19 protein-coding genes are annotated in these 21,642 nt (G+C 38.3%); 9 read left to right on the top strand and 10 right to left on the bottom strand.

Going from position 1 to position 21,642, the window contains the following annotated elements:
- Positions 1–10: 10 nt before the first annotated feature.
- The 3 genes from mutS to R2800_04275 all read left to right on the top strand — a co-directional run bounded on the left by mutS (position 11) and on the right by R2800_04275 (position 4,790).
- Entirely contained in the window at positions 11–2,629 is a 2,619-nt protein-coding gene (gene mutS, locus R2800_04285) for a DNA mismatch repair protein MutS (GenBank protein ID MEZ5016246.1), read from the top strand.
- A gap of 305 nt (positions 2,630–2,934) precedes the next feature.
- Positions 2,935–4,002, top strand: a complete 1,068-nt coding sequence (locus tag R2800_04280; GenBank protein MEZ5016245.1) for an AAA family ATPase — start codon at positions 2,935–2,937, stop codon at positions 4,000–4,002.
- Positions 4,003–4,106: 104 nt separating this feature from the next.
- Positions 4,107–4,790 (top strand): YdcF family protein, encoded by a 684-nt coding sequence (locus R2800_04275; GenBank protein ID MEZ5016244.1) that lies wholly within the window; start codon positions 4,107–4,109, stop codon positions 4,788–4,790.
- A 3-nt stretch (positions 4,791–4,793) separates the two neighbouring features.
- Here the strand turns inward: R2800_04275 and R2800_04270 are convergent, their stop codons facing one another.
- The gene (locus R2800_04270; protein ID MEZ5016243.1) at positions 4,794–6,506 is read right to left on the bottom strand and encodes an amino acid permease; all 1,713 of its coding nucleotides are present in this window, start codon (positions 6,504–6,506) and stop codon (positions 4,794–4,796) included.
- Between the two features lie 91 nt (positions 6,507–6,597).
- Here R2800_04270 and R2800_04265 point away from each other — a divergent pair, with 91 nt between their 5' ends.
- The gene (locus tag R2800_04265; protein ID MEZ5016242.1) at positions 6,598–6,942 is read left to right on the top strand and encodes a carboxymuconolactone decarboxylase family protein; all 345 of its coding nucleotides are present in this window, start codon (positions 6,598–6,600) and stop codon (positions 6,940–6,942) included.
- Here R2800_04265 and bshA read toward each other — a convergent pair.
- Entirely contained in the window at positions 6,939–8,093 is a 1,155-nt protein-coding gene (bshA, locus tag R2800_04260; protein ID MEZ5016241.1) for an N-acetyl-alpha-D-glucosaminyl L-malate synthase BshA, read from the bottom strand. The genes R2800_04265 and bshA overlap by 4 nt on opposite strands.
- Before the next feature lie 71 nt (positions 8,094–8,164).
- A complete protein-coding gene (locus R2800_04255; protein MEZ5016240.1) occupies positions 8,165–8,491 on the bottom strand; it encodes a hypothetical protein in 327 nt (108 codons plus the stop codon).
- Positions 8,492–8,581: 90 nt separating this feature from the next.
- Here R2800_04255 and R2800_04250 point away from each other — a divergent pair, with 90 nt between their 5' ends.
- Positions 8,582–9,970 (top strand): M20/M25/M40 family metallo-hydrolase, encoded by a 1,389-nt coding sequence (locus tag R2800_04250; protein MEZ5016239.1) that lies wholly within the window; start codon positions 8,582–8,584, stop codon positions 9,968–9,970.
- Entirely contained in the window at positions 9,963–11,087 is a 1,125-nt protein-coding gene (locus R2800_04245; protein MEZ5016238.1) for an ABC transporter permease, read from the top strand. The genes R2800_04250 and R2800_04245 overlap by 8 nt, the downstream gene beginning before the upstream one ends.
- Here R2800_04245 and R2800_04240 read toward each other — a convergent pair.
- The 5 genes from R2800_04240 to R2800_04220 form a co-directional block, all read right to left on the bottom strand.
- Positions 11,084–11,722 carry a hypothetical protein gene (locus R2800_04240; protein MEZ5016237.1) on the bottom strand — a complete coding sequence of 213 codons (639 nt, stop codon included), beginning with the start codon at positions 11,720–11,722 and terminating at the stop codon, positions 11,084–11,086. The two genes, R2800_04245 and R2800_04240, sit on opposite strands and share 4 nt — an antisense overlap.
- Before the next feature lie 73 nt (positions 11,723–11,795).
- Positions 11,796–13,007 carry an NAD(P)/FAD-dependent oxidoreductase gene (locus R2800_04235; GenBank protein ID MEZ5016236.1) on the bottom strand — a complete coding sequence of 404 codons (1,212 nt, stop codon included), beginning with the start codon at positions 13,005–13,007 and terminating at the stop codon, positions 11,796–11,798.
- 9 nt (positions 13,008–13,016) lie between these two features.
- A complete protein-coding gene (locus R2800_04230) occupies positions 13,017–15,290 on the bottom strand; it encodes an NADP-dependent malic enzyme (protein MEZ5016235.1) in 2,274 nt (757 codons plus the stop codon).
- Between the two features lie 65 nt (positions 15,291–15,355).
- Positions 15,356–15,934, bottom strand: coding sequence for a DinB family protein (locus R2800_04225; protein MEZ5016234.1), 579 nt, complete (start codon positions 15,932–15,934; stop codon positions 15,356–15,358).
- An 80-nt stretch (positions 15,935–16,014) separates the two neighbouring features.
- Positions 16,015–16,593, bottom strand: coding sequence for a Crp/Fnr family transcriptional regulator (locus R2800_04220; GenBank protein MEZ5016233.1), 579 nt, complete (start codon positions 16,591–16,593; stop codon positions 16,015–16,017).
- A gap of 104 nt (positions 16,594–16,697) precedes the next feature.
- On the opposite strand from R2800_04220, the gene R2800_04215 reads away from it, so the two are divergent.
- Positions 16,698–17,201 (top strand): hypothetical protein, encoded by a 504-nt coding sequence (locus R2800_04215; GenBank protein MEZ5016232.1) that lies wholly within the window; start codon positions 16,698–16,700, stop codon positions 17,199–17,201.
- Positions 17,202–17,295: 94 nt separating this feature from the next.
- Positions 17,296–18,516: an MFS transporter gene (locus R2800_04210; GenBank protein MEZ5016231.1), complete on the top strand. Its 1,221-nt coding sequence runs from the start codon at positions 17,296–17,298 to the stop codon at positions 18,514–18,516.
- On the opposite strand, the gene R2800_04205 is transcribed toward R2800_04210, so the two are convergent.
- Positions 18,506–18,718, bottom strand: a complete 213-nt coding sequence (locus tag R2800_04205; protein ID MEZ5016230.1) for a hypothetical protein — start codon at positions 18,716–18,718, stop codon at positions 18,506–18,508. The two genes, R2800_04210 and R2800_04205, sit on opposite strands and share 11 nt — an antisense overlap.
- A 113-nt stretch (positions 18,719–18,831) precedes the next feature.
- A complete protein-coding gene (locus R2800_04200; protein ID MEZ5016229.1) occupies positions 18,832–19,539 on the bottom strand; it encodes a DNA alkylation repair protein in 708 nt (235 codons plus the stop codon).
- A gap of 77 nt (positions 19,540–19,616) precedes the next feature.
- Here R2800_04200 and R2800_04195 point away from each other — a divergent pair, with 77 nt between their 5' ends.
- Positions 19,617–21,593: a T9SS type A sorting domain-containing protein gene (locus tag R2800_04195; protein ID MEZ5016228.1), complete on the top strand. Its 1,977-nt coding sequence runs from the start codon at positions 19,617–19,619 to the stop codon at positions 21,591–21,593.
- Positions 21,594–21,642 lie beyond the last annotated feature (49 nt).

Here is a 21,642-nt window from a genome sequence, read left to right as displayed (position 1 = left end):
TTGTGCTAGCATGGCTAAGAAGACAAAAGCTACCGAGACACCATTAATGAAGCAGCATAAGGAGATCAAATCAAGATATCCCGATGCTGTCCTACTATTTCGCGTTGGCGATTTTTATGAAACCTTTGGGGAAGACGCTCTAGTTGCATCTAGAGTGCTGGGCATTACGCTCACCAAGCGTTCTAATGGCGCTGCATCGGCTATAGAGTTAGCGGGCTTCCCGCACCACTCTATTGATACCTATTTACACAAGTTGGTAAAAGCCGGCTATCGTGTAGCCATCTGCGACCAGTTGGAAGACCCCAAAACAGTGAAAGGGATCGTAAAACGTGGGGTAACAGAACTGGTAACACCTGGTGTGGCTACAAACGACAAGCTTCTGGATAATAACACCAACAACTTCTTAGCTGCCTTATATATCAATGATAAGGATAGTGGTGTTGCCTTCCTAGACATAAGCACAGGGGAATTTTATACCGCCCAAGGCAATATGGAGTATATGGATAAGCTCTTACAAAGCTTCCAACCTTCAGAGATCGTTTTATCTAAATCGCACCAAAAGGCATTCAGAGAAAATTTTGACACCAAAGTATATACTTACTTATTGGATGAATGGGTATTCCAAGAACAATATACCTATGATCTTCTACTCAACCATTTTCAAACAAAGTCTTTAAAAGGATATGGAATAGAAGACATGAAACCTGCCAGCATAGCTGCAGGCGTAGCTATCCACTACCTTAAAGATACAGAACATGCCAACCTACAACATATAAACAGTATAAGGCGCATCGTAGCAGACTCGTTCATGTGGATGGACCGATTTACGATACGTAATCTTGAGTTGATACATAGCGCTGATGAAAATGGCACCAGTCTATTGCAGGCAATAGATAACACTTGTACCCCTATGGGCGCAAGACTGCTGAGACGTTGGTTGGTATTTCCACTATATGATATCCATCAAATAGAACAACGTCTGGAATTGGTCACATACTTTATCAAAGAACAAGACCTCTGCCACGACTTGATAGCACAGCTCAAACAAGTAGGTGATGTAGAAAGATTAATTGGTAAAATACCGCTAAAAAAAGCAAACCCACGAGAGGTAATGCAGCTCGCCAAAAGTCTTGGTGTGATGGAAAACATAGAGCAACAAGCAATGCAAACTTCCTTTGACAGCTTGCAGAAAGAAGTACAGAACTTACAGCCGCTAACAGAGCTTCAAGAAAGAATAAAAACAGTAATAGTAGAAGATGCTCCTGCACAAACAGTGAAGGGAGGGATGATCAACGATGGTATATCCGAAGAACTGGATGACCTCAGAAAAATATCCCGTAGTGGTAAGCAGTATTTAATTGATATACAAAAAAGGGAAACAGAAAAAACAGGAATATCCTCTTTGAAGATAGGCTTCAATAATGTGTTCGGTTATTATCTGGAAGTAACCAATGCTCATAAAGACAAAGTACCTGAAGAGTGGATACGAAAACAAACACTTACTAGTGCTGAAAGATACATAACACAAGAGCTGAAAGAGTATGAGGAAAAGATACTTGGCGCGGAAGAAAAAATACTTGCCATAGAGAACCGTATCTATCAAGAGCTGCTTACTGAAATAGATCCGTTTATCGCTACGATACAAAGCAATGCACATATTATTGCACGATTAGACTGCCTATTCTGCTTCGCTACCAATGCTAAGAAATACAACTATAGAAAACCTACTATTACCCAAGAACATGCTATAGATATAGTACAAGGCAGACACCCTGTTATAGAACAAAAACTACCTACCGGCGAAAGCTATATTGCTAATGATCTTTTGCTGAACAAAGAGGAACAACAAGTTATTATACTTACAGGGCCTAATATGAGTGGTAAGTCTGCCTTACTTAGACAAACAGCTATCATTACCATTATGGCACATATGGGTAGCTTTGTTCCTGCCGAAGCAGCCTCTATAGCACTAACGGATAAGATATTTACACGCGTGGGCGCCTCTGATAATTTAAGCGGAGGTGAAAGTACATTCATGGTAGAGATGAATGAAACCGCAAGCATCATTAACAGTATCAGCGAACGTAGTTTGATACTACTTGATGAAATAGGAAGAGGAACCAGTACTTACGATGGCATTTCTTTAGCATGGTCGATAGTAGAGTATCTACACAACAATAAGACCAACCCTAAAACTTTATTTGCCACACACTACCACGAGCTCAATGAGTTGGAACATCAACTAGAGCGTGTAAAGAATTACCATATCACCCATAAGGAAACAGGCAATAAGGTTATCTTTTTAAGGAAGCTAGCCAAAGGAGGCAGTACGCATAGCTTTGGTATACAGGTAGCGCGAATGGCGGGTATGCCACCTGCACTACTCAACCGTGCAGAAGAGATACTAGCACTACTGGAAGAACAAAGAGAAAAAGAGGACAGCCCTACAGAGAAGGTCAAAAACATTAAACAGACTCAGGAATTTCAACTGAATATATTTGACGGGCTTACAGAAGATCTGAGAAGTATTCAACATATACTTTCGGAAATGGATATCAATACTCTTACTCCCGTGGAAGCCTTACTAAAACTCAACGAACTCAAAACAATTGTAAAAGACTATAAGTGATCATTTAAAATATTTTCACCAATTCAATAATTGTTTTTACTTTTGGCACAGCATTTGCAATAAGCATTGCCGAATAAATACAACTAACAATGACTTACCAAACTAAAATATCGACAGCGCCTATTGGAACAGATAGGTTTAGTGTGCGAGGTAAGCATATGCCATAGATTTTTTCTAAAAATCATTTAGCAGCCTCGGTACACTACTACCGAGGCTTTTTTATTCCCAAACTAAAACATCAAAATATGGTATAGCCAACATGCTATTGCCATATGCATGAGCCATGTGCTCTAAAAAGAATAACAATGGACAAATCATTAATTAAAGAAACAATTCTATACACGTCACTGTTCGACTATGGCAACCCACATGCAAAAACCTTATTTGTAAAGTTGTTTGGCAAGTTGGCTAACTGTATAGAAATATACCAAGTGAATACAGAAAAGATATATAACTATATCACAACACATTATCAAAAAGAGATAAAACAGGAAGTCAATAATTCTGAGATCTATGCTAATAACAAAAAGGCGAATAAAACTTACTGTCTGCTGATCTTAAAAAATGAGATACTCATAGAAATAGGAAATGATTATTGCGAGATCTACTATTCGGGAGAAGAGTGCCCTTTGGTATTGGAGTTAAGCAAAGCTTTACCTAAGTGTAAAGCATCTAGAAAAAAACCACTGGAGATCAATTTAATTACCACAGGAGATCATGGCCTTACACTTAACAGCATGAATGTAAAAAGGACAAGGCTTGATCTTAAATTGAATTATGATGACGACTTTATTGAAGTAGACAAACTGATAAGAGACCGTCTGAATAAGAAAAAAGATAAAGGCATTGTTCTATTACATGGATTACCAGGTACGGGCAAAACCACTTATATAAGATATTTAGTGGGCAAGCTGAAAAAGAAGATGTTATTCGTACCACCCAATATAGCATCGCAAATAGGTAATCCCGAGCTAATAAAATTGTTAATCAATAACCCTGATAGTATCTTGATCATAGAAGATGCCGAGAGTATTATCATGCAAAGGCAAGCAGGAGAAACTTCTTCTGTATCTAACCTGCTGAATATATCAGACGGACTATTATCCGACTTCTTGAATGTTCAGATCATCTGTACATTCAACAGTGCTATCGGTAGTATAGATGAAGCATTGATGAGAAAAGGAAGACTAATAGCCAAATATGAATTCAAAAAACTGCCTATAGAAAAGGCGCAGGCCTTATCTGATAAGCATGGCTTCAACAAAACGATCAAAGAACCGATGAGTATAGCAGAAGTGATGAATCAAAATGACAAGAGCCATCAAAAAAAGGCCGTTCAGATAGGTTTCAGAGCAAATTGGCAAACTGTTTAATTTTAAGGGTAGACATTGTCTACCCTTTTTCTGCTTATTGCGATATAAGAATTATCTAATATGTAAGGCATTTCTACATCGTTCATTGTACCTACATTTGTTATATGCAAAAAAGATACATTACCATACTTGTTCTATTACTAGCCACAATAATTGTGGGTTGCAGTAAAATGCCTCAAAAAGGTGCAAAGAAAAGATTAGTACATGCACAGGTAAATAATAAAACCTTTGATGCTATTGTAGTACCAGGCATTCCCTACGATGGTAATAGCTGGGACTCTTTGATGAAAGCTAGGGTTTTATGGTCTTACTCTTTGTATAAAAACGGTATGGCAAGAAACATTATCTTCTCTGGAGATGCTGTTTACTCTCCTTACAGAGAATCGGAAGTAATGGGTAAATATGCACAAGAACTGGGCGTGCCTAAAGAAAATATATTCTACGATACACTAGCCCACCATAGTACTGAAAATGTCTACTTTTCCTATCTACTAGCCAAACAATTAGGTTTTAAATCCATCGCATTAGCTACCGATCCTTTTCAAGCATTTATGCTGAGAGGGTTCTCAAAAAAACGATTTGGCACACCTGTATATCACCTACCATTCATTATTGATACTATAAAGGTTTACAGCCATTTAAAACCAGAAATAGACGCTAGTGAATTGAAGGTTGAGAACTTTGTCCCTATAACAGAACAAGCTTCTTTTTTCAAACGCTTTAAAGGCACAATGGGTAAGGACATCAACTTCAGTCAATATCCAAACAGGCAAGTACCTTCTTTATAGAACTTATTTTGCTTTATCTCTTTTTCTGAGTTTACTATTTTTTGCCCCATACAAGAAGTAGATGACCAAACCTATAACCAGCCATATCATAAAGCGTTCCCAATTGGAAGTTCCACTTTCGCTAAGCAGATAGCTACAACTTAAAAAACCAAGAACAGGTATTAGTGAATAGTTTTTGATAAAAGATAGTATTGCTGTAATTAGGAAAGTAATGCCGAATAAGATATAAGGTATTTTCACTCTTATAGCCCCCCAGCCTTCTTGCCCATCTACACTAAAGAAGTTAGACACACCACCAGGATAGTATTGAAAAAACGCTACAGCTGTTATAATAAATAGTATTGGCGTGATCCATTTACTGTTGATATATGGCGTCTTGAATTTACTCTCTGGTATATTGCTTACTTCATCAGGATTTTTAGCTGCTTTTTTACGCTGCTCCTGAAGCCTTAAGATACCTCCACAAACAAGTACGAATGCAAAAAGCGTACCTACACTGCATAGGTCTACAACTGTTTCCAGATTTAAGAAAAGCGCAGGGATACCTACAACAACACCTGTAAGTATTGTAGAAAATGAAGGTGTTTTAAACTTAGGATGTATTCTGGAGAATATCGATGGTAACAACCCATCACGGCTCATGCTCATCCATATACGTGGCTGCCCCAATTGAAATACCAACAATACACTTGCCGTAGCAATAACGGCACTTACAGCCACAATACCTGCAAGCCAATCCAAATTATTAGCCTCAAATACGTATGCTAATGGGTCTCCTACATTTAGCTCTGTATAGCTGACCATACCTGTCAGCACCAAAGCAATAAGAATATAAAGTATGGTACATATTATGAGCGCATTAAACATACTCTTAGGCAGATCTACCTGCGGGTTCTTACATTCTTCTGCTGTGGTTGAGATAGCATCGAAACCGATATAGGAGAAAAACACTGCGGCCGTTCCTGCTAAAATACCCTTAGTACCATTTGGCATGAAAGGCGACCAGTTCTCAGGCTTTATATAAAACGCTCCTGCAATGATCACTAGGGCAATAACAGCTAGTTTTAATATCACCATTGCATTGGTCGTTCGTTTCGACTCCTTGATACCAACATATATGATCCAAGTAATGATAACGGTTATCAGGAAAGCTGGTATATCGCAGATGATGCGCAGATCGCCTATCATAGGTGCTGTATTCCAAGCTGCTACAGCCGCTTCTGTAGCTTGTTCCTGCGCCGTCCAGTAATCCATAGTAAGAAAGGCAGGGATATTAATACCAAAGCCTCCTAATAAGGAGGTCATATAATCGCTCCAAGAAATGGCAACCGCAATATTGCCTATGGCATATTCCATGAGCAAGTCCCACCCTATTATCCATGCTATCAGCTCTCCGAAGGCCACATAAGAATAAGTATATGCACTACCCGATACAGGTATCATACTGGCAAACTCTGCATAGCACATAGCAGCAAAAGCACAGGCTATAGAAACAAAGATGAATAGAAATACAATACCCGGACCTCCATCAAAACTTGCTTGTCCAATAGTAGAGAAGATACCTGCACCTACTATGGCAGCAATACCCATAAATGTCAGATCTCGAACTGAGAGTATCTTTTTTAAGCCTGAATTGCCATGAGCATCGGTATTACCAATAGCAATATCTCTTTCTATATCTACTAGTGTCTTTCTGCGGAATAAGGACTTAGGCATGTATCTAAATTCTATTTGTAGATTAAAGTAATGGCTAAATATTAATTTTCAAAGGCATCTGGCTTACATTTGTAGAATTAACCAATTAGGCATGAACAAGCAAGTACAAGAATTCAATGAATATAGAGCCAAGATGAATGAGGTAATACTTGGCAAAAAGAATAAAGTGATCGGTCGATTATTTAACCTAGATACCAACACTTATGCTGAAGGTGCACTACCTGTAAAAACCAAAGAAATGCTTGGGCTAGTTGCCAGCATGGTGCTAAGATGCGACGACTGCATCAAATATCACGTAGAAAAATGCTACGAAGAGGGCATCACTACAGACGAGCTATACGAAGTATTTGCCATAGCCAATATAGTTGGCGGTACAATTGTTATACCTCATACACGTAGAGCAGCAGAATATTGGGAAGCATTGCAGGAGGGTTAGGCTACTGAGCTTTGCTTCTTTTGTTCTTTATAAGCCGCGATAACCTCTTCATATAACTGCTCATAAACAGGCACTATCTTATCTTGCTCAAACAACTCAGCATGTTTGGCTGCGGCTGCTTTAAACTTATTTAAAGTGGCATCATCTTTCAAGATAGACATTGCATGCTTAGCCATGGTATCGACATCGCCTACATTGGCTAAGAAACCCGTAACCCCTTCTTTATTTATTTCGGATAGACCACCGGCATTTGTAGAAATAACTGGAACTCTACAAGCCATTGCCTCCAGTGCAGACAAACCAAAACTCTCATGGGCTGATGGTAAAATGAATAGATCAGAGATACTTAGTATCTCATCCATTTCTTCCTGTTTGCCCAAAAAGCGTATATCGTCACAAATATTCATTTGTCTACACATCTCCTCGGCATTTTGACGCTCAGGACCATCACCTACCATCAATAGCTTTGAAGGCATTTGTTCATTTACCAACTTGAAGACTTTTATAACATCATCTACACGCTTCACTTTCCTAAAGTTAGAAGCATGCACCATGATACGCTCATCATTTGGCGCCACCATTTTCTTGAAGTGGTCTTTATTAGACTGACGGAAACGTTTAGTATCTACAAAATTGGGAATTACCTTTATTTCTTTTTCTATATCAAAAGAAGCAAATGTTTCTTCTTTAAGACTTTCAGAAACGGCTGTTATAGCATCAGATTCATTTATAGAGAAGGTAACCACAGGTGCGTAGGTCTTATCCTTACCTACCAATGTAATATCTGTACCGTGCAGCGTTGTTATATAAGGAATATCTCTACCTGCCTTCTTCAATATCTGTCTTGCAAAATAGGCAGCCGAAGCATGTGGTATAGCATAGTGTACATGTAACAGATCCAAGTTGTTATTAGTGATCACATCCACCATAGTACTGGTTAGCGCAGTTTCAAAAGGCGGATAATCAAACAATGGATAAGTAGGTACCGGTACTTCGTGGTAAACGATATTAGGGTGAAAATGTAGTCTTACAGGCTTTCTATAAGCGATAAAATGTACTTCATGGCCTTTTTCTGATAACGCCATTCCTAATTCCGTAGCTAAAACTCCACTACCCCCAAATGTTGGGTAACATACTATACCTATCTTCATGTAGCAAATATCGGATTATTGTTTTGCAGCTCAAGCAAAAAAGTAATAGTAAAAACTAATAGCACAATAGGCTAGCTACTCTTAGCATGTGTCAAAAGATAAGCTCTAACTTTTCCTGCATCAGCAGTTTCTAAATTTGCTCTCTTGCTCATTCTTGGCAATACCTTTTCCCATTTATGTATCGTTCTTGACTCTGGCTCGAACAGAGCGTGGCATTTACCACAGCTAGATTGATAAACAGCTTTCCCCTCCTCCATTTGGCTGTCGGTATATTGCTTTTTTACTGATGCTACCACTTCTTCATCTGTCATGGTATTTTTGGCTGTTTTTTTAGCCGTACATTGAACTAACAAAATAGATAGACCGAAAAGTATAATGGCTGATGTTAATCTGTTCATGAGGTAAATATTTAGTACTAATATATGCACTATTTTCGTTAACGAGCTGATAAATAATAATTGATTGCATTGCTTTTTTATATTTACAATATGAGATTACAATTTATACTACTGTTGACTCTAGGCACTGTTTTTTCTGCAAGTGCTAATAGCGACTCATTAATGATGCGCCATATTTCAGACCATATTATGATGAAGGGCAAATGTTATGATGACCTGCGTGTGCTGTGCAAAGACATAGGTAACAGATTAAGTGCAAGTCCTGAAGCAGAAAAGGCAGTTATATGGGGGAAGAAAACACTGGAAGATGCAGGAGCTGACCGTGTATGGCTACAACCTGTATCTGTACCCCATTGGCATAGAGGTAATGAGCGTTTGGCTTTCTCTTTTGAAGAAGCTAATGGTAAGATGTCTGTAAACATGACGGAGGTAAAAATGACCTCTCTTGGTAACACAGTGGGCACTGACGGCAAGATGCTTACTGCTCCTGTTATCATGGTTAATGATTTTGATGAGTTTGCGGCACTTCCAAGAAAAGAAGTAGAAGGTAAAATAGTGTACTTCAATTATAGGTTCCGTCAAGATCTGATCCATACTTTCAAGGGCTACTCTGATGCAGGACCATACAGATGGAAATCTCCAAGTATTGCATCAAGAAAGGGTGCAGTAGCAGTTATCATTCGTTCGGTTTCTACTGGTCTTGATGATGCGCCACATACAGGCTCCTTAGGTTACGAGGAAGGTGTAAGACCAATACCTGCTGTAGCTATAGGCAATACTACTGCAGATATGCTGGAACGAAAGTTCAAAAAAGGAAAAGTAAGTGCAACTATCCAATCGGACTGTAAGATGATGGAGAATAAGATCTCTTACAATGTAATTGGGGAGATCAAAGGGTCAGAGCATCCCGAAAAGATCGTATTGGTTTGCGGGCATCTGGACTCTTGGGATATAGGCGAAGGAGCACATGACGATGGTGCAGGTTGTGTACAATCTATTGAAGTTATAAGAGCTTTTAAAGAACTAGGCATCAAACCTAAATACACTATTCGTGCTGTACTATTCATGAATGAAGAGAACGGACTAAAAGGAGGCTATGCCTATGCAGACTCTGCCAAAAGTAGACACGAGCATCATATACTAGGAATTGAAAGTGATGCAGGTGGCTTTTCTCCAAGAGGTTTCAGTTTGGATATGAGTGAAGAACAAATAGCTCAAATAACTGCTTATAAAAAATACTTTGAAGAGTATGGCGTGTACAATTTTGGTGAAAGGCATGGTGGTGCAGATATAACACCAATTCATAGAGCGGGTATGCCTGCAGCAGGCTTGCTACCTGATGTTCAACGTTATTTTGATTTGCACCATACCGAAAATGATGTGTTTGAAAAAGTAAACCATAGAGAGTTAAAGCTGGGAGCGGTAGTAATGGCGCAGCTTATCTATCTTATTAGTGAACACGGACTGGTAAATGAGTAATGACGGTAGTCATAACACTTTTAGGAAACTGCTGAAGAAACCTTCAGCAGTAATTGCTTTATGCATTATCGGGCTCACATTTCTTATTGCCATACTAGCATACCAAATAGCGCCCGATAATACGCCATATGCTAACAGAATGATCGTAGAGCTGGGAGCCAAACCTCCCGGGTTTGAGAAGCAGCTACTTTTTATACCCAAAACTGTAGCACAAACCAATAGTAGCCAATGGCACTTTTTCACCGGCACACCTTCTAATTATAAAGCATTACCCATAAATAGATATTTGTTTACCGATACACATCTATTTGCAGTGCACTATATAGATGATAATATAGAAGATACTGTCCGCTATACAGCGGCAGAGCTATTGCCACAAACTATACTCACCCAGTCGATTGACAAACAAAAGGCTTACATCGAAAAAGAACTTATCAAAAACCATACTTTTTATTTGGGTACCGATAGGTACGGTAGAGATATTCTATCCCGATTACTTGTTGGGTCTCGCGTAAGTATTGCTGTTGGTTTTATTGCAGTTTTGCTTTCTATTAGCATTGGCATTTTCTTAGGCTCTATTGCAGGCTATTATGGAGGTATGGTAGACAATATGGTTATGTGGATCATAAACATACTATGGGCTATACCTACATTATTATTAGTCTTTGCCATTACGCTTACTATAGGAAAAGGTTTCTGGGAAATATTTATAGCCATAGGGTTAACCATGTGGGTAAGTGCCGCACGTTTAATAAGGGGGCAGGTATTTGTTCTTAAAGAGATGGAGTACATTACTGCTGCCAAGTCCTTAGGACTTGGTGACAGAAGAATTATCCTTAAGCATATACTGCCCAACATTGCAGGACCTATCATGGTGATTGCTGCTAGTAATTTTGCAACGGCAATACTTATCGAAGCAGGTCTAAGCTTTTTAGGTATAGGTGTTCAACCTCCAATGCCATCATGGGGTCTAATGATAAAAGAGCATTACAATTTCCTTTTAACCAATCGTCCACTATTAGCCATCATACCAGGCATTGCAATTATGCTATTGGTATATGCCTTTAATATATTGGGAAATGCAATAAGAGATGTAATAGACGTGAGGACAAACTAACGTTTTGACCAATCCATATTCAAAGTACTCTTTACTGTAGGTACGGCGCTAAACTTTATCTTAACTGGCTTTCTCGTCAATCTTGATAATGTTTTCTCCTGTTCCTCTACTGTCTTCAGTTTAATATTCTCTATTGTTGCAGGCATAAACTCCTTTATGGCGCGCTGGTCGAGCATACGCAAAACAGAATCTTTATTGATATGTAAAGTAGGATCTATTGATGCATTACGTATCATCTCAATAGTTCTCAGGTCTATTTGAACATAAGTTAACTCTAGCGGGGTATTGATATAAACTGTATCGTTCTTAAATTTAATTGTAGTCTTTACTGAGTCTGACAGATCTATATGGAATCCCATTCTTCCTTTTGCGCTTGCTGCTACAGATTCTTTAAACTTCAACCAATCTGAATTGAAATATTTCTTCTCTTTGGTCTCTGTAAAACTCAATGTAAAATCTTGCTCCCATATCACAATTTTAGTTTGTGCCCTTAGCACTCCTGGATTGAAGTTATAGTTCACCGTTGTCTTACGCTCTACAAATCGAGGTAGTATATACTGAATAGCAGCAAAACCAAGCACTACGATTATAGCGATCCAGATCAAACCTTTAAAAAAAGAAGAAAGTCGTTTCATGTTCAATACTTATTGTAAAAGTATCAATTTGTTTAACTATTAAAAGCAAGTATATGTTAAGAATCTATAGCGATCACAACATCATATTTTGTGCTGCTATATAACCACTACTCCACGCATGTTGAAAGTTAAAACCGCCCGTAATACCATCTACATTTAGTAACTCACCTGCAAAATATAGACCTTTTGTTTTTTTACTCTCCATCGTTTGCGCATCAACCTCTGATAATTTTATACCACCGCAGGTAACAAACTCCTCTTTAAAAGTGGTTTTACCCTTTATATGATATTCGTCCCTTATAAGCATATTGAGCAACTTGTTCTGACTAGCGGCAGACAGATCGCCCCATTTAGTATTATCAGCAACTCCTGCTTCAGTTGTAAAATATTCCCATAGCCTTTTAGGCAATTGAAACGGATTCTTACCCTTTACTAGCTGCTTCCCTTGCACTTGTCGCATGTCTACAAATTGAGCTTTGAGCTCCTCCTCCGTTACATTATCAAGCCAGTTGATCAAGATATTAAAATCATAATCTTTTTCGCTTAGTTCCTTTGCTGCCCAAGCCGATGTTCTTAATACAACAGGTCCGCTCATTCCCCAGTGAGTTATCAATAATGGCCCTAACTGTGCAGACTTACTACCTTTTATTTTAAGTGTTACTTCAGGTACAGCCACACCCATCAGCTTGGTTATAGGATGTTTAGGCATATTGAAAGTAAACAATGAAGGAACAGGATTTTCTATTGTATGCCCCAGCTCCTTTATCCAATTATACTGCTCTACTTTTGGGAAACCTCCGCATGCTATCAGCACCTTATCTGCTCTACTAGTACTGCCATCTGCAAAATGTAGCTTAAAGCCCACATCTAATGGTTCTATCTTTTTTATCGCCTTATGGTAGGCTATATGAACTTTGTTCTTAAACAAAGCTTTTGTCAAACAGTCTATAATAGTTTGCGAGCTATCTGTAGTAGGAAACATTCTACCATCCTCTTCCGTCTTGAGTACGACTCCCCTTTCTTCAAACCATTTGATCGTGTTTTGGGGAGGAAACTGATACAAAGACTTTTTTAAAAACTGTTTGCCTCTAGGATATTTTGTTATCAACTCAGGCACATCAAAACAAGCATGTGTTACATTGCATCTACCACCACCAGATACTTTTACTTTCTGTAAAAGCTTACCAGTTTTTTCATATAGGGTAACTGTATCTCCACTATTGACAGAAATATTAGCAGCAGCAAAACAACCTGCTGCCCCACCACCAATGATAGCTATATCCATTACTACTAGTTAGTGCTTTTTTGATTGTGCGTCGACAACGGCAAGAGCTACCATATTCACAATTTGCCTTACACTACTACCTAGTTGTAATACATGTACAGGCTTATTCAATCCTAACAGTATAGGCCCTACAGCTTCTGCTCCTCCTACTTCCATCAATAAATGATAAGCAATATTACCTGCTGCAAGATTAGGGAATATCAAAGTATTTGGAGACTCATCTACAAGGTCAGAAAAAGGATAACTCTCTTTCAATAACTCTTGATTGAAAGCAACACCTACTTGCATTTCACCATCAATTATTAGGTCAGGGTGTGATTTCTTGATACGACTGACTACATTCCTTACTGTTATCGCTTCTGGCGATGCACTACTACCAAAATTAGAATAGGACAGCATTGCGATACGTGGCTTGATATTAAAATGTCCAACCGCTCTTGCCGTTTGCAATGTTATATCTACCAGTTCATCCTCTGTCGGGTTGAAGTTCACCGTTGTATCTGCAAAGAAAAGAGGCCCTTTCTTGGTCAGCATCACATACATACCGGCCACTTTGTTAGACTTATCGTCCATACCTATTATCTCCAACGCCGGGCGTAGTGTGTTAGGATACTGTCTTGTAAGACCTGATATTAAAGCATCTGCTGCTCCCGTCTCTACCATCATACATCCATAATATGGGCGTTGACGCATCATCTTCTTTGCTTCATATAAATTATATCCTCTGCGATGTCTTTTCTCAAAAAACATCTCTCCATACTCTATTCGTTTATCCAACTCCTCATCACTTCTAGGATCAATGATCTCTACATTATCTAACTGTAAACCATTTTCATTTATCAGCTTATTGATCCTATCTTTTCTCCCTAATAGTATAGGTATCGCTATTCCATCATCCTTTACTATCTGTGCAGCTTTAAGCACTTTCAAATTCTCTGCTTCGGCAAATACTACACGCTTAGGGTTTTGCTTCGCTTTGTTTATAATAAAACGTAAGATATTATCATCAGCCCCCAAACGTTTATGTAACTCATTCTCGTAGGCATCCCAATCAGTAATAGGAGATTTTGCCACACCACTTTCTATTGCCGCTTTGGCTACTGCTGGTGCAACTGTAGTGAGCAAACGAGGATCCATTGGTTTGGGAATAATATATGTAGGATCGAAGAATAGGCTCTTCTCATTGTAAGCAACATTCACAATATCAGGAACAGGTTGTTTGGCCAACTCTGCTAGCGCTTTGACGGCTGCCAGCTTCATTTCTTCGTTAATAGTAGTAGCCCTTACATCTAATGCACCGCGAAAAATATACGGGAAGCCTAATACGTTATTTACCTGATTAGGGTAATCGCTACGTCCTGTTGCCATGATCACATCTGGTCTAGCCTCTATGGCATCGTCATAGGCTATTTCTGGGTCAGGGTTAGCTAAGGCAAAAACAATCGGGTCTTTCGCCATACCCTTTACCATATCTTTATTTACTACTCCTCCTTTAGACAGTCCTATAAACACATCAGCACCTTTCATACAATCTGCCAGACTGATATCCTTAGCATCTTGAGCAAATTGACTTTTGTACTCGTCTAAATTATCCCTATCCTTTGTTATCAAGCCTTTACTATCATACATATAGATATTCTCGACTTTAGCACCCAGAGCCAAATATATCTTACAACATGAGATAGCAGACGCACCAGCGCCACTAACAACAATTTTCACCTCACCAATATTCTTTTTCACCAACTCTAATGCGTTAAGCAGAGCGGCGCCTGATATTATCGCCGTACCATGCTGGTCATCGTGCATGATAGGTATATTCAACTCCTCCTTGAGTCGTTTCTCAATTTCAAAACACTCTGGCGCTTTTATATCCTCCAAGTTTACGCCACCAAACGTTGGTTCCATCGCTTTTACCACATTGATGAACTCATCAACCTTGGTGACATTCAATTCAATATCAAAAACATCTATATCTGCGAATATTTTGAAAAGCACCCCCTTACCTTCCATAACGGGCTTCGACGCCTCGGGACCTATATCTCCTAAGCCCAATACTGCCGTACCATTACTTATTACAGCAACAAGATTACCCTTAGCGGTATATCTGTATACGTCATCTACATTTTTGGCTATTTCATTACAAGGCTCTGCTACACCCGGAGAATAAGCTAAGGCTAGATCCCTTTGTGTTTTTGTCTCTTTGGTAGAAACAACCTCTATTTTACCTTTTCTACCTTTTTCGTGATATTCTAATGCGTCTTCTTTTCTGATCTTACCTGGCATGTCTTGTATTTTGTAGCATGTAAGTTACTAAATCCACAGACTAGACGCATTTCTATAAAGATTTTTTACAAAACTGATAACGCCACATTTGTATCAGATAGTGTTCGTTGTATTTGCATAAAATGACGTTGCTGATGAGCAATGAGAAAACGGAAGGTGTCACCTAGTTTTAATTTGATAAAAGGACTAATACTAATAGGCGTTTTTAGCTTACCTATGTTTACCTCCTTAGCTTGCTCCAACAAGAATAATAACTCTTGCTCCCCCTTGATAAAATCTTCAAGTACTTTCTCGGCATTCAGATCGGAAGAAGGGCTATAGTCTTTAGGCGCTTTCATATTCTTCTGCTTTTTCCCATATTTTTTAGGATTCATGAGCTTAGTGAAATAATCGCCCATTATACCTGGCTTGAAAGTAACTGAAAAAGGAGCACTGCCCTTCATTGATTTTTTCATTTCAGGAAGGTAGTATCTATTGTAGGCATTCAAATGCTCTAATATTTGTGCTACGCTCCATTTATCCATACCCGGAGTTTCGTTCAGTTCATATGGTGTGCATACTTTTAAGCCTTCTGCACTTTTTATAAGACCATTGACATCTTGACCGAGTTCGGTTAATAATGATATACTATCGAATGTCTGCATTATTCTATTGTTTTAGCAAAAGTAGGTGCTCCTATAATAAGAAACCTTTGTCTAGACCAAGATTATACAGCAGCAATATGCTATAACTTAACAGACCCCAACAATTTACTAAATGTAGAGGCATCAACACCAATATAACTTGCCAGATATTTATGCGGTATCAGGTTGAGCACCTGCGGACTTCTTTGTAGCAATGTTTTAAACTTCTCTTCAGCCCCCATGAGCAATAACTCCTTATACCTTACTAAGGTACCTGACAAAGCTTGTGTTGTAGTCACTTGTACCCAATGATCAAATTCAGGATATTTGACCATCATTTCCTTAAAATCATGATGATACATGCGAAGAAACTTACTTTTAGTTAAAGTCTCATAACCATAAATGGCTGGTTTCTGTAAAAGAAAACTATCTAAGACCCCACCGAAAGATGGCGCGTAAGTAAATATCAAAGTAGCATCCTTATTGTTATGTTGGGCATATATGCGTTGCACCCCTTCTATCACCAAGTAGGCATACTTCTCTGTCTCTCCTACAATGGTCAATTGTTGCTTTCTACCCACTTCATAGTATTTCCAATAAGGTTGTAGCTCCTTCCACAAAGCATCACTTAAAGGAACAAACCTATTCAACTCCTGTTTTAGTAGCTCTAAATGGTTCACAATGATTAAAATACGCTGAAAAATGCAAGATTTATGCACAGCTTGTTTACAATTTTAATTTTGGCATGATATTTAGTGATTTATTTAATATAAAGCCACGAATTATGAAATATCAAGTAAAACTAAACAGTATAGAAGATGCTGATGAATATTTCTTAGTAGCTAAAGACAGACTACTAGACGTGAATGAGTGGAACAGTATACTAACCGACAACTACAATACCTTTGCGCTAACCAATGCACAAGGACAAAAATTGCACCGCGATGCCCATTGCGGAGACATGATAAAAGCAAGTATTGAGTTGAACAATACAAGAAAAGACAGATGGTTGCATATTGACAAAATTCAATATGATAGCTACCCTGATATTAATGCAGAAGAAATATCAATGAATCTACAACTGAGTTATTCCCCGTCTGGTAATGGTGTAGATCTATCGAAATATAAGGAAGAAGACCGCTACCTTACTGTTGTTATTAACAGAACACAAGCATTGGTCACAATAAAAAACACAGCAACAGCAAAGGATACATTATTTGATATACCCACTAAAAACATTGACCAACTGCTAAAAGGCATCTTAACGATCAGTGAATATTCAGCTTAATATTACCTTCTTGTTATCCAGCTATCAATTAATACCATAGGAAACACTTTTCTACTCAAGTTATTAATCGGACATTTGCGACCACATTTGACCGATGAAGACGGAACGTTTTATTTTACTATTACTTGCCGCAGTAAATTTTACTCATATCATGGACTTCATGATAATGATGCCTCTTAGCAATGTACTTATCCCCTATTTTGATATCTCTACACAACAGTTTTCTTTTTTAGTTGCAGCTTACTCCGTTAGTGCAGCAGTATCTGGCCTAACAGCAGCTTTCTTTGTAGATGGTTTTGATAGAAAAAAGGTACTTATCGTTGGCTATACAGGTTTTATAGTAGGCACCAGCCTCTGCGCTGTTGCTCCTACCTATTACTTACTACTATCTTCAAGAATTGTTGCCGGTTTGTTTGGCGGGCTTATTGGAGCACAAATATTATCCATAGCGTCGGATCTTGTACCTTACGAAAGAAGAGCGCACGCTATTGGTGTTATCATTACAGCGTTTTCTATTTCCTCTGCCTTTGGTGTACCCTTTGGACTAAAGATGTCTGATCTTTTCTCTTGGCATGCACCTTTTATTATAGTAGCAGCTATGGCAATCATCCTGCTTCCTCTATTAATAAAATATGTGCCTAACATGACGGGACATATAAACCCTAAGGATCTCAATAACAAACCAAAGCTTTTTGATGTTTTCAGAGCTATTTTAACCGATAGAAATCAGGTAATAGCATTATTGGTAACAGCTACATTGATGGGGCAATTTATCATTATTCCATTCCTTACTTCTTATATGGTATTTAATGTAGGCTTTACAAATGCACAGATACCCTATATATATTTAGTAGGTGGTATATCTACAATGATGCTTTCCTCTCCTATTGGCAGGCTTGCAGACAGGAAAGGCAAGTTCAAAGTATTCACAGTAATGGCATTGGCCTGTGTAGTACCAATTGCATTAATAACCAACATGCCGCGCACACCTTTTTACTTTGTACTTGTAGTAACAGGCATTTGGTTTGTACTATCTACAGGGCGTGCCATAGCGGCTCAGGCTATGGTTACAGAAGTAGTTCCACCAAAAACAAGGGGCAGTTTTATGAGTATTAATGCAGCAGTACAACAACTGGCTGTAGGAATCTACTCTGCCCTGGCAGGTTTTATCGTTTATAACGATAGTGCTAACAAAATATACAACTATAGCATAACAGGTGTTATAGCTATTGGTATTATATTCATTTGCTTTACGCTTGCCTATTACTTGAACAAGGCTATTAATAAAAAGTTGAAAGCGGCGGCTAACTCTTAACTATTTTTTGGTGATAATAAGTATCATTATTATCATCTATCAATTGGATATTGTATGTTCCGCTACTAAGGTGAGTCACTCCTATTTCATTTCTGCCAGGTGACAGTACACGTTTTAAAACCTCACTGCCTGTTATCTTATCAGAGATCCTTGCTAAGAGTTTCTTATCTGTTCTGTTCGTTATAAATATTTTCTTGTTCATAGTTGCTATATCATTTATCAAGTGGTGCTACTTATAAATGTACATTAGAATGTATTTCTAAGATATCCCCAAAAATTGGTATTTCCATATCCGTACCTGTACGGATATTACACTTAGCATCTCGCCATTTTGCGTTTCTTTCCTATTACTCCTTTAGCTTGCATTTTTTCAATATACTCATCTGCCAACGGCACTTTACAGGAAGTGCCATTCATCTCTACTTTTACTTTTCCGATTTTTTTAGCAGCCTTTAATGCTTCATCGGTAAGGCTTTGCACATAACCACCAACAGATATTATAAAGCTATTCATAGCATAGCTTACTCTATTTTGCCCATTATGTACTTCTTTTTCCGCCTTCTTTAGTAGTTGCTTTATTATTTTGAGGTCTATTTCTTCATCCTGTTTTATAGATAACACGCTACTCATGGTAGCCCAGCCTGTCGCTACTAGCTTCTCATCCTTTGCTTCTATCCATTCTAAAGCCAATTCCCACCCATATCTACTTTCAGCAGCTATCCATGGCACAGCATATTCGCTTAGCATATGCCAATTGGCTTTTTTCGCCCATTTTTTCAATTGAGCTTTGGTTATTTTTTCTTCATCGGCTATTAAGCTAGCCAGATACATTGCATCTGATATTCCTGTATCAAATAGGGCTATTGACAACTCATGATCCTTCTTTATTTTCTTCTGGATCTTTTTTAGGTCCCCGACCTTAACACCATACATTGGCTCTTGAGCACCATGGTTCTTAAACACCTTTTTAGTGGCATCATTTCCATATTTTTTTAGCTCATCTACTATATTTTCTACAGTCATTATTAATATCTTTATATGTATAGTATCTTATACTTCTCAATTTAAGATACTCTCACGACGTTATCAAAATTTAGTTTATGGTAAAAAAAGCTTTTCTTTTAGCAGCTTTGTATTTTGGAGCAACACATGCTTTTGCGCAAAAGTCTGAGGATAGATCTGTACAACTTACAGCAACAGTACAGAACAGCCCAGCCAAAGTAACGCTTTCTTGGACCTTGCATCCTAATGCTACCGGTTATACTATTTTCAAGAAAGCAAAGAATGGCATTGCGTGGTCCTCTATAGGAAACGTAGGCAGTAGTATTAACCAATATGTTGATAACAATGTAACTGTTGATTCTGCTTATGAATACAGAGTGTTAAAGACAGCCAATAGTCCATCTCCTAACGGCGAAGGATATATCTATGTTGGCATTAATGCCAAACCCATACACAACAGAGGTACGATCTTATTACTTGTTGACAATAACTTTTCTACCACTTGCCAAACAGAGCTAACAACATTAATGGAAGATATCAGTAGTGATGGGTGGGCTGTATTGAGAAAAGATTATGACAGAACAGCTACAGATGTCACCATAAAAAACTATATCAAAACTACTTACCAGAGCAACTCTTCGCTAAGTGCGGTATACATTATAGGTCACTTAAAAGTACCCTATAGTGGAAATTTAGTACCGGATGGGCATGACCCCGACCATAGAGGCGCCTGGCCTGCAGATATTTACTATGCCGACATGGATGGTAACTGGACTGATAATAGCATTAATAATACCAGTGCCAACAGAGCTGCTAATAAAAATATCCCAGGAGATGGCAAATGGGACCAAAGTGGCCTACCAAGCAATACCGAACTACAAATTAGTAGAATTGACTTCTATGACATGCCACTATTTGGTAAAACGGAGACCGAATTAATGAAAAGCTACCTTAATAGGGCACACCAATACAAACAGGGCAATATTACAGTGACTAAAAGAGCGTTAATAGATGACAATTTTGCTTCTTACGACGAAGCTTTTGCAGCTAACGGATGGAGAAATTTTTTTCCCTTAGTAGGCTCAACTAATGTAAAAAAGGTAGATTTTGTTGGGACTTTAAAATCTAGTTTCTATCAATGGGCATACGGCTGTGGTGCAGGCTCATACAAAAAGGCATCTGGCATAGGGTGGACAGATAGCTTTGCCAACAATAACACCAATGCCATTTTCACCATGATGTTTGGTAGTTATTTCGGAGATTGGGATAATCAAAATAACTTCTTAAGAGCTCCTTTATGCTCCAGCACTCCCGCACTCACTAGTTGCTGGGCTGGTAGACCTAACTGGTTTTTCCACCATATGGCTCTTGGCGAGCATATTGGTTACTCTAGCTTTATTTCTCAAAATAATGGTGGTATTTATTCGCCTACAGGCTTTTTTAACACAGGTGTTCACGTAGCCCTACTTGGCGACTTGACGCTCAGGACCGATTATATGAAACCTGCAAGCAATCTACAGGTGAATAACGTTGCTGGAAAAGGAGCAGTACTCAGCTGGACGGCTACTACCGAACCTAATACTATTGGTTACTATGTCTACTCCTCCACCTCAAAATATGGCACTTATAATTTAGAGTCGCCACTAGTAACAGGTACCAGTTTTACTGACTCTGTAGGTATTAACGGACCCAATTGGTATATGGTAAAAGCGGTAAAAGTAGAGCAAACTCCTTCTGGCAGTTACAATAATTTAAGCCTGGGAATCAAGGATTCTAATAGTATTATTTACCCTAACCTAAATATCAATAGTCTTTCTATTACCAACAACCTTACCCTTTACCCTAATCCTGCTAAAAATGAGCTTAATATTTCATTTGCCTCAAACCAAACTGAAAAAGCCAACTTAACTATTTTAAACATTATAGGTCATAAAATGGCAAAATTTGAGCAAGTAACAATAGACAAAAACACACCTTATAGAATAGATATAAGTCAATACCCACGAGGTATATATTTACTACAACTAGAGACTCCTAATGAATCTCTTACTAGAAAATGGATAAAAGCTAATTAAGCTAATATTTATAGATAATATGAAGAGTTTTTTTGTATTTTTATTCACC

It is taken from the genome of Flavipsychrobacter sp. (assembly GCA_041392855.1).
Lineage (GTDB): Bacteria > Bacteroidota > Bacteroidia > Chitinophagales > Chitinophagaceae > UBA5543.
Note: the sequence above shows the minus strand (reverse complement) of the source record. Positions and strands in the feature narration are given on the sequence as shown.

Coding starts and splice junctions, on each gene's coding strand:
- mutS (MEZ5016246.1), top strand. CDS start 11: ATGGCTAAGAAGACAAAAGCTACCGAGACACCATTAATGAAGCAGCAT.
- R2800_04280 (MEZ5016245.1), top strand. CDS start 2,935: ATGGACAAATCATTAATTAAAGAAACAATTCTATACACGTCACTGTTC.
- R2800_04275 (MEZ5016244.1), top strand. CDS start 4,107: ATGCAAAAAAGATACATTACCATACTTGTTCTATTACTAGCCACAATA.
- R2800_04270 (MEZ5016243.1), bottom strand. CDS start 6,506: ATGCCTAAGTCCTTATTCCGCAGAAAGACACTAGTAGATATAGAAAGA.
- R2800_04265 (MEZ5016242.1), top strand. CDS start 6,598: ATGAACAAGCAAGTACAAGAATTCAATGAATATAGAGCCAAGATGAAT.
- bshA (MEZ5016241.1), bottom strand. CDS start 8,093: ATGAAGATAGGTATAGTATGTTACCCAACATTTGGGGGTAGTGGAGTT.
- R2800_04255 (MEZ5016240.1), bottom strand. CDS start 8,491: ATGAACAGATTAACATCAGCCATTATACTTTTCGGTCTATCTATTTTG.
- R2800_04250 (MEZ5016239.1), top strand. CDS start 8,582: ATGAGATTACAATTTATACTACTGTTGACTCTAGGCACTGTTTTTTCT.
- R2800_04245 (MEZ5016238.1), top strand. CDS start 9,963: ATGAGTAATGACGGTAGTCATAACACTTTTAGGAAACTGCTGAAGAAA.
- R2800_04240 (MEZ5016237.1), bottom strand. CDS start 11,722: ATGAAACGACTTTCTTCTTTTTTTAAAGGTTTGATCTGGATCGCTATA.
- R2800_04235 (MEZ5016236.1), bottom strand. CDS start 13,007: ATGGATATAGCTATCATTGGTGGTGGGGCAGCAGGTTGTTTTGCTGCT.
- R2800_04230 (MEZ5016235.1), bottom strand. CDS start 15,290: ATGCCAGGTAAGATCAGAAAAGAAGACGCATTAGAATATCACGAAAAA.
- R2800_04225 (MEZ5016234.1), bottom strand. CDS start 15,934: ATGCAGACATTCGATAGTATATCATTATTAACCGAACTCGGTCAAGAT.
- R2800_04215 (MEZ5016232.1), top strand. CDS start 16,698: ATGAAATATCAAGTAAAACTAAACAGTATAGAAGATGCTGATGAATAT.
- R2800_04210 (MEZ5016231.1), top strand. CDS start 17,296: ATGAAGACGGAACGTTTTATTTTACTATTACTTGCCGCAGTAAATTTT.
- R2800_04205 (MEZ5016230.1), bottom strand. CDS start 18,718: ATGAACAAGAAAATATTTATAACGAACAGAACAGATAAGAAACTCTTA.
- R2800_04200 (MEZ5016229.1), bottom strand. CDS start 19,539: ATGACTGTAGAAAATATAGTAGATGAGCTAAAAAAATATGGAAATGAT.
- R2800_04195 (MEZ5016228.1), top strand. CDS start 19,617: ATGGTAAAAAAAGCTTTTCTTTTAGCAGCTTTGTATTTTGGAGCAACA.